Below are 13,878 nucleotides of genomic sequence, written 5' to 3' on the forward strand. Positions count from 1 at the left end.
AGGCAAGCCTTTTCTGGAACTCCATGGCCGATATTCCCCCTCAGCCCGAACGGGCTCCGTCTTCTTCCACGTCGAACGGCAAGAAAAAACTGCGCTGGCTCTGGCTGGCGGTCGTGGTCGCCCTGGCCGGCGGCGGATACTGGTGGTGGCATGCGCGCCAGCAGGCGGCGCCCGACGCGGGCAAGCCGGGGGCCGGCGCACCGCGCGGACCCGGCGGCCCGGGCGGCCCCGGCGGCTTCCAGGCGGCCACGCCGGTCCGGGTCTCGCCCGCCCGAGCCGAGGACATGAAGGTCTATCTGAAGGCGCTGGGCACGGTTACCGCATACAACACGGCCACCGTGCGCAGCAAGGTCGACGGCGAGCTGCAGAAGATCCTTTTCCAGGAAGGCCAGCTCGTCAAGGCCGGCGACCTGCTGGTGCAGATCGACCCGCGCCCCTACCAGGTGGCGCTGGCCCAGGCCCAGGGCACGCTGGAACAGAACCGCGCGCAGCTCGACAACGCGCGGCGCGACCTCGAACGCTACCAGACCCTGTACGCGCAGGATTCGATCGCGCGCCAGCAGGTGGATACCCAGGTGGCCCTGGTGCGCCAGTACGAAGGCACGCTCAAGACCAACCAGGCCGCGGTGGACAACGCCAAGCTGCAGCTGGACTACACCCGCGTGGTGGCCCCGATCTCCGGCCGCCTGGGCCTGCGCCAGGTCGACCTGGGCAACCTCGTGCGCAGCAGCGACACCAACGGCCTGGTCATCATCACCCAGACCCAGCCCATTTCCCTGCTGTTCACCATCGCCGAGGCCGACCTGCCCGACGTGCTGGCCCAGTTGCGCGCGGGCAAGACGCTGGCCGTCCAGGCCTACGACCGGGCCGACGTGCGCCACATCGCCGACGGCGTGCTGACCACGGTGGACAACCAGATCGACACGACCACCGGCACGGTCAAGCTCAAGGCCCGCTTCGAGAACAAGGACGAAAGCCTGTTCCCGAACCAGTTCGTCAACGCCCGGCTGCACGTGCGCACGCTGGCCGGCGCCACGGTCATTCCCGCGGGGGCGGTGCAGCGGGGCACGCCGGGCACCTTCGTCTACGTCGTCAACGACGACAACACCGTGTCGCTGCGCGTGATCAAGCTCGGCCCGAGCGATGGCGAGCGCGTGTCGGTGCAGGAGGGGCTCAAGCCCGGTGACCGCATCGTGGTCGAGGGCGTGGACCGCCTGCGCGACGGCGCCCAGGTCCAGGTCGTGACAGGCAGCGAGGCCGTTCCCGAGGCCGCCGGCTCGCAGTTGCAGCGCGGCGCCGGCCAGGGCGCGCGCCGCCGAGGCAACGGACGCGCCGCGCCATGAATCCGTCGCGGCTGTTCATCCTGCGCCCCATCGCCACGTCGCTGGCGATGGTGGCGATCCTGCTGTCGGGGCTGATCGCCTACAAGATGCTGCCGGTCTCGGCCCTGCCCGAGGTCGACTACCCCACCATCCAGGTGGTCACGCAATATCCCGGCGCCAGCCCCGACGTCATGACCTCGCTGGTGACGGCTCCGCTGGAGCGCCAGTTCGGCCAGATGCCGGGCCTGAACCAGATGTCGTCCATCAGTTCGGGCGGCGCCTCGGTCATCACCCTGAAGTTCAACCTCGACCTGCCGCTGGACGTGGCCGAGCAAGAGGTCCAGGCCGCCATCAACGCCGGCTCGAACCTGCTGCCCAACGACCTGCCCGCGCCGCCCATCTACAACAAGGTCAATCCCGCCGACACGCCGGTCCTGACGCTGGCGATCAGCTCGCCCACGCTGCCGCTCTACCAGGTGCGCGACCTGGTGGACACGCGCATGGCGCAGAAGATTTCGCAGGTATCGGGCGTGGGCCTGGTCAGCATCGCCGGCGGCCAACGCCCGGCCGTGCGCATCCGCGCGAATCCGCGCGCCCTGGCCTCGGTGGGGCTAAACCTCGGCAATATCCGCACCGCCATCACCGGCGCCAACGTCAACCAGCCCAAGGGCAACTTCGACGGTCCCACGCGCGCCACCACGCTCGACGCCAACGACCAGTTGAAGACCATCGAGCAGTACCGCGACCTGATCATCGCCTACGCCAACAACGCGCCGGTGCGGCTGTCGGACGTGGCCGAGATCGAGCGCGACGCCGAGAACACCCGCCAGGCCGCCTGGGCCGGCGGCCAGCCCGCCATCCTGCTGAACGTGCAGCGCCAACCCGGGGCCAACGTGATCCAGGTGGTGGACAACATCCGCAAGCTGCTGCCCGACCTGCAGGCGGCCCTACCCAGCACGCTGGACGTGGCCGTGCTGTCGGACCGCACCGAATCCATCCGCTCGTCCGTGAAGGACGTGCAGTTCGAGCTGATGCTGGCGGTCGCGCTGGTGGTCATGGTCACCTTCGTGTTCCTGCGCAACCTCACGGCCACCATCATCCCGAGCGTGGTCGTGCCGTTGTCGCTGATCGGCACCTTCGGCGTCATGTACCTGGCCGGTTTCAGCATCAACAACCTCACGCTGATGGCGCTGACCATAGCCACCGGCTTCGTGGTGGACGACGCCATCGTCATGATCGAGAACATCGCCCGCTATCTGGAGCAGGGCGAGACGCCGGTGCAGGCGGCCCTGAAGGGCGCGGCGCAGATCGGCTTCACGCTGATCTCGCTCACGTTCTCGCTGATCGCCGTGCTGATCCCGCTGCTGTTCATGGGCGACGTGATCGGCCGGCTGTTCCGCGAGTTCGCCATCACGCTGGCGGTCTCCATCCTGATCTCGCTGGTGGTCTCGCTCAGCCTGACTCCCATGATGTGCTCGAAGTACCTGCGGCACATACCCGACGAGGAACAGGGCCGGTTCTACCGCAAGAGCGGCGAATGGTTCGACCGCATCATCGCCGGCTACGACCGCATGCTGCGCTGGGTGCTGTCGCACCAGCCGCTGACGCTGCTGGTCGCGCTGGGCACGCTGCTGCTGACGGTGCTGCTGTACGCCGTCATCCCCAAGGGCTTCTTTCCCCAGCAGGACACGGGCGTCATCCAGGCCATCAGCGAAAGCTCGCCGTCGGTATCCTTCGCCGCCATGGCGCGGCGCCAGCAGGCCGCGGCCGACATCATCCTGCGCGACCCCGACGTGGCCAGCCTGTCGTCCTTCATCGGCGTGGACGGCACCAACGCCACGCTCAACACCGGCCGCCTGCAGATCAACCTGAAGCCCCATGCCGAACGCAGCGCGTCGGCGGCGCAGGTGATCGCCCGCCTGCAGCCGCAACTGGACAAGCTCGAGGACCTGCGGCTGTACATGCAACCGGTGCAGGACCTGACCATCGAGGACAGCGTCAGCCGCACCCAGTACCAGTTCACGCTGCAGGACCCCGACCTGGACACCCTGGGCACCTGGACCCGCAAGCTGGTCGACCGGCTCAGGCAGTTGCCGCAGCTGGCCGACGTCACCCACGACCTGCAGGACCGCGGCCTGCAGACCTACGTCGAGATCGACCGCAATGCCGCCTCGCGGCTGGGCGTGACCGCGGCCGACATCAACAACGCGTTGTACGACGCGCTGGGCCAGCGGCTGATATCGACCATCTTCACCCAGGCCAACCAGTACCGCGTGGTGCTGGAAGCGGCGCCGCAGTTCCGCCAGGACCCGTCGTCGCTGTCACAGATCTACGTGGCGACCGCCGACGGCAAGCAGGTGCCGCTGACCAACATCGTGCAGGTATCCGAACGGACGACGGCGCTGTCGATCAGCCACCTGGGCCAGTTCCCCTCGGCCACGGTCTCGTTCAACCTGGCCCATGGCGCCTCGCTCAGCGGCGCGGTGGACGCCATCCTGCAGGCCGAGCACGAGATCGGCATGCCGCTCGGCATCCAGACCAGCTTCCAGGGCGCGGCCCAGGCCTTCCAGGCCTCGCTGAACAGCACGCTGCTGCTGATCCTGGCGGCCATCGCCACGATGTACATTGTGCTGGGCGTGCTGTACGAAAGCTACATCCACCCCATCACCATCCTGTCCACCCTGCCTTCGGCCGGGGTGGGCGCGCTGCTGGCGCTGATGATCGCGGGCAGCGATCTCGACATGATCGGCATCATCGGGATCATCCTGTTGATCGGCATCGTGAAGAAGAATGCCATCATGATGATCGACTTCGCGCTCGAGGCCGAGCGCAAGCAGGGCATGGCGCCGCGCGACGCCATCCACCAGGCCGCGCTGCTGCGCTTCCGGCCCATCCTGATGACGACCTGCGCCGCGCTGTTCGGCGCCGTGCCGCTGATGCTCAGTACCGGTAGCGGCGCCGAGCTGCGCCAGCCGCTGGGCATCGTGATGGTGGGCGGCCTGCTGTTCAGTCAGTTGCTGACGCTGTTCACGACGCCGGTCATCTACCTGATGTTCGACCGCCTGGGCCACGCGATGAACCGCAGGCGCGAACGGCGCACGGCCTCGCTGGGCCAGCCGGGCGGCACGCCATGAACATCTCCGCGCCGTTCATCATGCGGCCGGTGGCCACGGTGCTGCTGGCCATCGCCGTGGTGCTGGCCGGCGCCCTGGCCTTCGTCAAGCTGCCGGTCGCGCCCTTGCCGCAAGTGGACTTCCCCACGATATCGGTGCGCGCCAGCCTGCCCGGCGCCAGCCCCGAGACCATGGCCTCCAGCGTCGCCACGCCCCTGGAGCGCGCGCTGGGCAGCATCGCCGGGATCAGCGAGATGACCTCGCGCAGCACCCAGGGCTCGGCCAGCATCACGCTGCAATTCGACCTGAGCCGCGACATCGACGGCGCTGCGCGCGACGTGCAGGGCGCCATCAACGCGGCGCGCACCATGCTGCCCAGCGCGCTGCGCAGCAATCCGACCTACACCAAGCGCAACCCTGCCTCGGCGCCCATCATGGTGCTGGCGCTGACCTCGCCCACGCTGGACCAGGGCCAGCTCTACGACGTGGGCTCGACCATCCTGGCGCAGCGCATCGCGCAGATCAAGGGTGTCAGCGACGTCCAGGTGGGCGGCAGTTCGCTTCCCGCGGTGCGGGTGGAACTGAACCCCACCGCGCTCAACCAGTACGGCATCGCGCTGGACGAAGTGCGCACCGCGCTGAACAACGCCAACGCGCGCGGCCCGAAAGGCGTGCTCGAGAACGACGAGACGAGCTGGCAGGTCGCCACCAACGACCAGTTGCGCAAGGCGCGCGAGTATCGCGGGCTGATCGTGGCCTACCGCAACGGCTCGCCCGTGATGCTGAGCGACGTGGCGCGCGTCGAGGATTCGGTGGAAGACCTCTTCAACATGGGCTTCCTGAACAACAGCCCGGCCATCCTGCTGGTGGTGGGGCGCCAGGCCGACGCCAACATCATCGAGACGGTGGACCGCATCCGCGAAGCGCTGCCGCAGATGCGGGCGCTGCTGCCGGGCGACGTGGCGCTGACCGTGGCGCAGGACCGCACGCCCAGCATCCGCGCCTCGCTGGCCGAGGCCGAGCACACGCTCATCATCGCCGTCATCCTGGTCATCCTGGTGGTGCTGCTGTTCCTGCGCAACGTCCGCGCCGCCATCATCCCCAGCGTGGCGGTGCCGGTCTCGCTCATCGCCACCTTCGCCGTGATGTACCTGTGCGGCTACTCGCTCAACACCATGTCGCTGATGGCACTGATCGTCGCCACCGGTTTCGTGGTGGACGACGCCATCGTCGTGCTGGAGAACATCTCGCGGCACCTGGAGGCCGGCATGTCGCCGCTGCGGGCGGCCCTCGTGGGCTCGCGCGAGGTCGGCTTCACGGTGCTGTCGATGAGCCTGTCGCTGATCGCGGTATTCATCCCCATCCTGCTGATGGGCGACATCGTCGGCCGGCTGTTCCGCGAATTCTCGGTCACGCTGTCCGCCGCCATCCTGATGTCGCTGATCGTGTCCGTCACCCTGACGCCCATGATGTGCGCCCGCATGCTGCGCCCGGTGCGCGAGCAGCGGCCCCCGGGGCGGATCTCCCGCCTGATGGAAGCCGGCTTCGCCGGCATGACGCGGGGCTACGGCCGGGCGCTGCACTGGGTGCTGCGCCATTCGCTGCTGACCCTGATCGTGCTGGGCGTGGTAATCGGGCTCAATGTCTACCTGTACGTCAAGGTGCCCAAGGGCTTCTTCCCCCAGCAGGACACGGGCCAGCTGATGGGCTTCATCCGCGCCGACCAGGGCACGTCCTTCCAGGCCATGCGTCCCAAGCTGGAATACTTCCGCAAGGTGGTGCTGGCCGATCCGGCGGTCGAGAGCATGGTCGGCTACAGCGGCGGACGCGGCGGCAGCAACACCAGCTTCATGATGATCCAGCTCAAGCCGCTGGCCGAGCGCAAGGTATCGGTGGACGAGGTGATGAACCGGCTGCGGGGCAGGCTGGGCAACGTGCCCGGCGCGCGCATGTTCCTGATGCCCAACCAGGACATACGCATCGGGGCCCGCATGTCCAACTCCAGCTATCAGTATTCGCTGAAGGCCTCGGAGCTGTCGGCGCTGCGCACCTGGATGCCGCGCGTGACGCGCGCGCTGGCCGCGCTGCCCGAGCTGGCCGACGTCGACGTGGACGTCGAGGACAAGGGGCGGCAGATCTCGCTGGAGATCGACCGCGAGACCGCGACGCGGCTGGGGGTGAACATGTCGATGATCGCCGCGGTGCTGAACAACTCGTTCAGCCAGCGGCAGGTCTCGGTCATCTACAACCCGCTCAACCAGTACCGGGTGGTCATGGAGGTGGACCAGCGCTTCGCGCAGAACGCGGACGCGCTGCAGCAGGTCACCGTCGTCACCTCGACCGGCGCGCGGGTGCCGCTGTCGGCCTTCGCGAAGTGGCGCACCACGAACGCGCCGCTGAGCGTCTCGCACGAGAGCCAGTTCGCCGCCGACACCGTCTCCTTCAACCTGGCCCCGGGCGTATCGCTGGAACAGGCCACGCGCGCGGTCAACGAGGCAGTCGCCCGCATCAGTCTGCCCACCACCGAGATCCAGGCGGGCTTCGCCGGCAGCGCCAAGGCGCTGCAATCGTCGCTGAGCGCCCAGCCCTGGCTGATCCTGGCCGCGCTGGTCACCATGTACCTGGTGCTGGGCATGCTGTACGAAAGCTACATCCATCCGCTGACCATCCTGTCCACCCTGCCCTCGGCCGGGCTGGGGGCCCTGCTGGCGCTGATGATGCTGGGCCGGGAGTTCTCGCTGATCGCCCTGATCGGGGTGTTCCTGCTGATCGGCATCGTCAAGAAGAACGCCATCATGATGGTGGACTTCGCGCTGGATGCGGAGCGGCGGCGCGGGCTGAGTTCGCGCGAGGCCATCCACGAAGCCTGCCTGATGCGCTTTCGTCCCATCCTGATGACCACCATGGCGGCCATCCTGGGCGCCGTACCGCTGGTGATCAGCACGGGCGCCGGCGCCGAGCTGCGCCAGCCGCTGGGCATCACCATCGTCGGCGGGCTGGTCGTCAGCCAGTTGCTGACGCTGTTCACCACCCCGGTGGTCTACCTGTATCTCGACCGCCTGCACTGGCGGGCGCAACGGCGCTGGGGCCGGCCGCGATCGGCGGGCCTTGCGCTACCCGGAGACAATCTATGACCAAGACGTGGCCCGCCGTGGCGGGCACGCCCCGCCCTTCGCCGCTTTCCGATGACCGCCCGCCGCGGACCGGCGGCGCGCGCCTGGCCGTCTGCGCCGCGCTGGCCGCCCTGCTGGCCGGATGCGCCATGGGGCCCGATTACGTGCGGCCGACCGTGAACAGCGGCGTCCAGTTCAAGGAAGCCGCCGGCTGGAAGGCCGCCGAGCCTCGCGACGACGTCCGCCGCGGCCCGTGGTGGGAGGTCTTCGGCGACCCCGAGCTGTCGCGCCTGATGGCGCAGGTCGAGACCGCCAACCAGACCATCGCCCAGGCCGAGGCGCAGTACCGGCAGGCGCTGGCCACCGTGCAGGCCACGCGCGCCGGGCAGTTCCCCACGCTGAGCGGCAGCGCCTCGGCCACGCGCAGCGGTACCGGCACCAGCAGCAGCACCACCACCAACAGCAGCGGCGTCGTCATCAGCCAGGGCGGCTCGCAAAGCATCCGCAACCAATACAGCATGAGCGCCACGGCCAGCTGGGAAGCCGACCTGTGGGGCCGCATCCGCCGCAGCATCGAGGCCGACACCGCCAGCGCCCAGGCCAGCGCGGCCAACCTGGCCAATGCCCACCTGAGCGCACAGGCCGAACTGGCGCGCAATTACTTCCAGTTGCGCATCATGGACGAGCAACAGCGCCTGCTGGAAACCACCATCAAGGTCTATGAACGCTCGCTGCGCCTGAACGAGAACCGCTATGCGGTGGGCGTCTCGGCCAAGGCCGAGATCGCCCAGGCGCGCACCCAGCTGGAATCGACGCGGGCCCAGGCCGTGGACCTGCGCTGGCAGCGCGCCCAGCTCGAGCACGCCATCGCCATCCTGGCCGGCCAGCCGCCGTCCGAGTTCAGCCTGGCGCCCACGGAATTCCGGGCCATGCTGCCCGCCATCCCGGTGGGCCTGCCCTCGGAGCTGCTGGAACGCCGGCCCGACATCGCCGCGGCCGAACGCCAGGTCCAGGCGGCCAATGCCCGCATCGGCGTCGCCAAGGCGGCCTACTTCCCGTCGTTGACGCTGTCGGCCTCGCTGGGTTATCGCAGTTCGCAGTTCTCGGACTGGCTGACCGCGCCGGCGCGCTTCTGGTCTCTTGGCCCTTCGCTGGCCGCGCCGCTGTTCGACGCCGGCCTGCGCCGCGCGCAGACCCGCCAGGCCGAAGCCACTTACGACCAGCAGGTGGCCGCCTACCGGCAGACTGTGCTGTCCGCGCTGGGTGAGGTGGAGAACTATCTGTCGCAACTGCGCGTGATGGAGGAAGAGCAGGCCGTGCAACAGCGTGCCCTGGATGCGGCGCGCGAATCGCTGCGGCTCACCACCAACCAGTTCGAGTCCGGCCTGATCGACTACCTGAGCGTGGTCACGGTGCAGACCTCGGCGCTCAGCAACGAACGCACCGCGCTGTCATTGCTGGGCAATCGCCTGACCGCCAGCGTGAACCTGATCGCAGCGCTGGGCGGCGGCTGGCACGCCGACGCCCTGGCTTCGAAGCAGGACGGCGCCAAGGCCGATACGGCCACGCAATGACGGACGGCCACACCATCGGGCGCTGCGGCCCCGCCGACGTCGCCGATTGGGCCACCCTGCGCGACGCCCTCTGGCCCGGCGAAGGCACGATGGCCAAGACCGAGCAGGTGCGCGGCATCCTGGACGGCCCACCCGACGCCGAGGCGGCCTGGATCGCGCGCGACGCCGCCGGCCGGGCTATCGGCCTGGCCGAGGCGTCGCTGCGGCGGGACTACGTGAACGGCTGCGAGACCTCGCCCGTGGGTTTCCTGGAAGGCATTTACGTGGACCCGGCCGCGCGACGCCAGGGTGTCGCGCGGCGCCTGTGCGCGGCGGCCGAGGCCTGGGCGCGGTCGCTGGGCTGCACCGAGTTCGCCTCGGACGCGGCCGCCGACGCCGTTGGCTCGCAGCACATGCACCGGGCCCTGGGCTTCGAGGAAACCGAGAGGGTCGTGTACTTCCGCAAGGCCTTGGCCGAACGCGGCTAGACGCCGCCCGCCCGTCAGACGTCCACGACGGGAACAAAGCCGCCGAATATCATGCGCTTGCCGTCGAAAGGCATGGTTTCGCCCATGCTCTTCATGCGTGGGTCGGACATCATCTTCTGGTTGGCGGCATCCCGTACTTCCTTGGACGGATACTCGAACCAGCTGAAGACGACCACTTCGTCTTCCTTGGCCTGCACGGCCCGGCGGAAATCGGTCAGCTTGCCGTCGGGCACGTCGTCGCCCCAGCACTCGACCATGCGCGTGACGCCGAATTCCTTGAACAGCGGCGCCGCGTCGGCGGCGTGCTTGATGTACTGCTCCTTGTTGGCGGCCGGCACGGCCACGAGGAAACCCTCCACGTATTTCATCGCCATCGTCGATCTCCTTTGCGGGTGTGGCGGTCCGCCCCGCGGCGAACCGGTCTTCGTTGGCGATCATGCCTCGCCAATTTGACATTTATGTTGATATCAACATAATAGCCTCATCATGTCAAAGAAAATTCCGTTCGACACCACGCAGGAAGTGCGCGACACCTGCCTGTGCCTGCACGTGCAGCGCGCGGCGCGGGCGCTGGCCAAGCGCTTCGACGATGCCCTGCGGCCGGCGGGCCTGACCAATGGGCAATTCTCGCTGCTGATGTCGCTGAACCGGCCCGAGCCTCCCCCCATGGCGCCCGTGGCCCAATTGCTGGCCATGGACAGGACGACACTGACCGCCGCCCTGAAGCCGCTGGAGCGCGAGGGACTGGTGCGGGTGGACGTGGACCCCGGCGACCGCCGCAGCCGCCTGCTGGTCCTGACCGAAAAGGGACATGCGGCCCTGGCGCGAGCACTGCCCATCTGGCGCGCCACCCATGCTGGAATCGACGCCGACCTGGGCGAGCACCCGGCCGCCGCGCTGCGGGCGGGCCTGGCGGCGCTGTCCTGATACGGGACAAGGCGCGCAACCGCCTTTTGCGTAACATAGCGCGCATCCCTTTCTCTTCCCCATCCCATGCCCAGCAAGCGCGACACCGCCACGCCCCTTTCGTCCCCTGCCGATACCGCGCCCGCCAGGGCCGCCTCCCGCCGCAGCAAGGTGCAGTCGGCCGGCACCGGCATGGCGGTGCTCAAGACCCTGGCCGCCATGGGGGGCGCCGCGCCGCTGACCGCGCTGGCGGGCCGGCTGGGGGAAAGCCCGGCCAAGGTCCACCGCTACCTGGCCAGCCTGGTCGAGGCCGGGTTCGTCATCCAGGACCCGGCCACCTCGCGTTACGTGCTGGGCCCCGAATCGCTGGCCATCGGGCTGGCCGCCATGCGGCAGTCGGACGCCCTGACGCTGGCCGCCGCCGAACTGGCGCGGCTGGGCGAATCGCACAACCTGTCCTGCTTCGTCTCGGTGCTGGGCAACGCCGGCCCGACCATCGTCCGCTGGAGCGAGCCGGTCCAGCCGGTGGCGGTGAATGTGCGTGTCGGCTCGGTCATGCCGGTGCTGTGGTCGGCCACCGGGCGGGCCTTCGGCGCCTTTGCGCGGTCGGCGGTGCTCGACGCGCTGGTCGCGGGCGAACTGGCCGGCGCCACGCCCGAGCACCGCCGCCAGGTTCCCGACCGCGAGGCCGCCGACCGCCTGTTCGCCGCCGTCCGCGCCATGGGCTGCGCCCCCGTGCGCGACGTGATGCTGAACGGCATCAGCGCGGTGGCGGCCCCCGTGTTCAACGCCGACGGTGCCGTCACCGTGGTCATCACGGCGCTGGGCCCGACCGGCGCCTTCGATCCGGAACCGGGCGGGGAGGTCGCCCGGTGGGTCCGCGAAGCGGCCGACGCCGTCAGCAAGCGGCTGGGCTACGGTATCTAGGTGTAATCGGCAGTTCTCTTTTTTACGCATTGCGTACAATAATTACGCAAATTGATCCCCTTCCCGGGATCCGGCAACAGGAGACATGCCATGGCCGCACCCTCGACCCGGGCCGCAGGCTGCCCGATCCACCATGATGCCGCGCCCGCCGGCGTCGGCCCCACCGGCTGCCCCGTCAGCGCGCGCGCGGCCGAGTTCGACCCCTTCGAGGACGGCTACCAGCAGGATCCGCCCGAGTACGTACGCTGGGCGCGCGAGCAGGAACCCATTTTCTACAGTCCCCGGCTGGGCTACTGGGTGGTCACGCGCTACGAGGCCATCAAGGCCATCTTCCGCGACAACATCACCTTCAGCCCCTCGATCGCGCTGGAGAAGATCACCCCCACCGGCCCCGAGGCCAACGCGGTGCTCGAACAGTACGGCTATGCGATGAACCGCACGCTGGTCAACGAGGACGAACCGGCGCACATGCCGCGCCGGCGCATCCTGATGGAGCCCTTCACGCCCGAGCACCTGAAGCACCACGAGCCCATGGTGCGGCGGCTGGCGCGCGAGTACGTGGACCGTTTCATCGACGACGGCCGCGCCGACCTGGTCGACCAGATGCTGTGGGAAGTGCCGCTGACCGTGGCGCTGCATTTCCTGGGCGTGCCCGAGGAAGACATGGACACGCTGCGGCGGTATTCCATCGCGCACACGGTCAACACCTGGGGCCGGCCCAGGCCCGAGGAGCAGGTGGCGGTGGCCCACGCCGTCGGCAACTTCTGGCAATACGCCGGCAAGGTGCTGGAAAAGATGCGCCAGGCGCCGGACCAGCCCGGCTGGATGCGCTACGGCATCCGCAAGCAGAAAGAGCACCCCGACGTGGTGACCGACTCCTATCTGCATTCGATGATGATGGCCGGCATCGTCGCCGCCCACGAAACCACCGCCAACGCCACGGCCAACGCGATCAAGCTGCTGCTGCAGCACCCCGACGCCTGGCGCGAGATCTGCGAGGATCCCGGCCTGATCCCCAGCGCGGTCGAGGAATGCCTGCGCCACAATGGCTCGGTCGCGGCCTGGCGCCGCCTGGTCACCCGCGACACGCGCATCGAGGGCATGGACGTCCCGGCCGGCTCGAAGCTGCTGATCGTGACCTCGTCGGCCAACCACGACGAGCGCCACTTCGCCGACGCCGACTTCTTCGACATCCGCCGCGAGAACGCCAGCGACCACCTGACCTTCGGCTACGGCTCGCATCAGTGCATGGGCAAGAACCTCGCGCGCATGGAGATGCAGATATTCCTGCAGGAACTCACGCGCCGGCTGCCCCACATGCGGCTGGCCGACCAGCGCTTCACCTATGTGCCCAACACCTCGTTCCGGGGGCCGGAGCACCTGTGGGTGGAGTGGGATCCGGCACAGAACCCCGAGCGGCGGAATGCCGCGCTGCTGCGGGTCCAGGCGCCGGTGCGCATAGGCGAGCCCTCGCGCCACGCGATCGCGCGCAGCGTGGTGGTGGAAAGCGCCACGCCCGTGGCCGACGGTGTCCTCAAGCTGCGCCTGGTCTCGCCCGACGGCCGCGCGCTGCCGCGCTGGACGCCCGGTTCGCACATCGACGTCGAATGCGGCGAACCCGGACGCTCGCGCCAGTACTCGCTGTGCGGAGACCCCGCCGACGCGACGGCGCTGGAGATCGCCGTGCTGCACGAACCCGGGGGACGCGGCGGATCGTCCTGGATACACGGCAATGTGCGCGTGGGCGACAAGCTGCGCATACGCGGCCCGCGCAACCACTTCCGCATGGACGAGACGGCCCGCAAGCTGGTCCTGGTCGCCGGCGGCATCGGCATCACGCCCATCGCCGCCATGGCCCGGCGCGCCCGCGAACTGGGCATGGACTACGAACTGCACTACAGCGGCCGCAGTCGCGCCGGCATGGCCTTCCTGGACGAACTGGCCGCCCTGCATGGCGAGCGCCTGCACGTGTACGTCTCGGAAGAAGGCCGGCGCAACGACCTGGCCGCGCTGTTGGGCCAGCCCCGGGAAGGCTGGAAGATCTGCGCCTGCGGCCCCAAGCGCATGCTCCAAGCCCTGGAAGCGCACTGCGCGGCCTGGCCCGACGACGCGCTGCGCATCGAGCATTTCGAGTCCAACCTCGCCCAGCTCGACCCGGCCAGGGAGCACGCCTTCGAGGTCGAGCTGAAGGACTCGGGCATCACCGTGACGGTCCCGGCCGACCGCACCGTGCTGGCTTCGCTGCGCGCGGCCAACATCGACGTGCCCAGCGACTGCGAGGAAGGCCTGTGCGGATCGTGCGAGGTGCGCGTGCTGGCCGGCCAGGTCGACCATCGCGACATGGTGCTGACCAAGGCCGAACGCGACGCGAACGACAGGATGATGACCTGCTGTTCGCGAGCGCGTGGCGGCAAGCTGGTGCTGGAGCTGTAGCGCGCCTGGGGGAGCCGGATGCG

At 69.0% G+C, this 13,878-nt stretch carries 9 protein-coding genes; 8 read left to right on the forward strand and 1 reads right to left on the reverse strand.

Going from position 1 to position 13,878, the window contains the following annotated elements; genetic code table 11:
- The first annotated feature begins 23 nt into the window (after nt 1-23).
- From ABD104_RS19180 to aac(6'), 5 genes are read left to right on the forward strand one after another with little or no spacing between them, the layout of a single operon-like run.
- Nucleotides 24-1,343 carry an MdtA/MuxA family multidrug efflux RND transporter periplasmic adaptor subunit gene (locus ABD104_RS19180; protein ID WP_087838636.1) on the forward strand — a complete coding sequence of 440 codons (1,320 nt, stop codon included), beginning with the start codon at nt 24-26 and terminating at the stop codon, nt 1,341-1,343.
- Complete coding sequence (locus tag ABD104_RS19185) at nt 1,340-4,456, forward strand: MdtB/MuxB family multidrug efflux RND transporter permease subunit (RefSeq protein WP_087838637.1); 3,117 nt, start codon at nt 1,340-1,342, stop codon at nt 4,454-4,456. Before ABD104_RS19180 ends, ABD104_RS19185 begins: the two co-directional genes overlap by 4 nt.
- Nucleotides 4,453-7,569 carry a multidrug efflux RND transporter permease subunit gene (locus ABD104_RS19190; protein ID WP_132979593.1) on the forward strand — a complete coding sequence of 1,039 codons (3,117 nt, stop codon included), beginning with the start codon at nt 4,453-4,455 and terminating at the stop codon, nt 7,567-7,569. The genes ABD104_RS19185 and ABD104_RS19190 overlap by 4 nt, the downstream gene beginning before the upstream one ends.
- Nucleotides 7,566-9,122 carry an efflux transporter outer membrane subunit gene (locus ABD104_RS19195; protein ID WP_087838639.1) on the forward strand — a complete coding sequence of 519 codons (1,557 nt, stop codon included), beginning with the start codon at nt 7,566-7,568 and terminating at the stop codon, nt 9,120-9,122. The genes ABD104_RS19190 and ABD104_RS19195 overlap by 4 nt, the downstream gene beginning before the upstream one ends.
- Nucleotides 9,119-9,589: an aminoglycoside 6'-N-acetyltransferase gene (gene aac(6'), locus ABD104_RS19200; protein WP_087838640.1), complete on the forward strand. Its 471-nt coding sequence runs from the start codon at nt 9,119-9,121 to the stop codon at nt 9,587-9,589. Before ABD104_RS19195 ends, aac(6') begins: the two co-directional genes overlap by 4 nt.
- Before the next feature lie 14 nt (nt 9,590-9,603).
- Here the strand turns inward: aac(6') and ABD104_RS19205 are convergent, their stop codons facing one another.
- A complete protein-coding gene (locus ABD104_RS19205) occupies nt 9,604-9,957 on the reverse strand; it encodes a DUF1428 domain-containing protein (protein ID WP_087838748.1) in 354 nt (117 codons plus the stop codon).
- 118 nt (nt 9,958-10,075) lie between these two features.
- Between ABD104_RS19205 and ABD104_RS19210 the strand changes: the two genes are divergently transcribed.
- The 3 genes from ABD104_RS19210 to ABD104_RS19220 all read left to right on the forward strand — a co-directional run bounded on the left by ABD104_RS19210 (nt 10,076) and on the right by ABD104_RS19220 (nt 13,855).
- Complete coding sequence (locus tag ABD104_RS19210; protein ID WP_087838641.1) at nt 10,076-10,516, forward strand: MarR family winged helix-turn-helix transcriptional regulator; 441 nt, start codon at nt 10,076-10,078, stop codon at nt 10,514-10,516.
- Between the two features lie 66 nt (nt 10,517-10,582).
- Nucleotides 10,583-11,422: an IclR family transcriptional regulator gene (locus ABD104_RS19215; protein ID WP_087838642.1), complete on the forward strand. Its 840-nt coding sequence runs from the start codon at nt 10,583-10,585 to the stop codon at nt 11,420-11,422.
- A gap of 90 nt (nt 11,423-11,512) precedes the next feature.
- Nucleotides 11,513-13,855, forward strand: a complete 2,343-nt coding sequence (locus tag ABD104_RS19220) for a cytochrome P450/oxidoreductase (protein WP_343928036.1) — start codon at nt 11,513-11,515, stop codon at nt 13,853-13,855.
- Nucleotides 13,856-13,878: the final 23 nt, after the last annotated feature.

This window comes from Pigmentiphaga daeguensis, from assembly GCF_039523035.1.
Taxonomy (GTDB): Bacteria; Pseudomonadota; Gammaproteobacteria; order Burkholderiales; family Burkholderiaceae_B; genus Pigmentiphaga; species Pigmentiphaga daeguensis.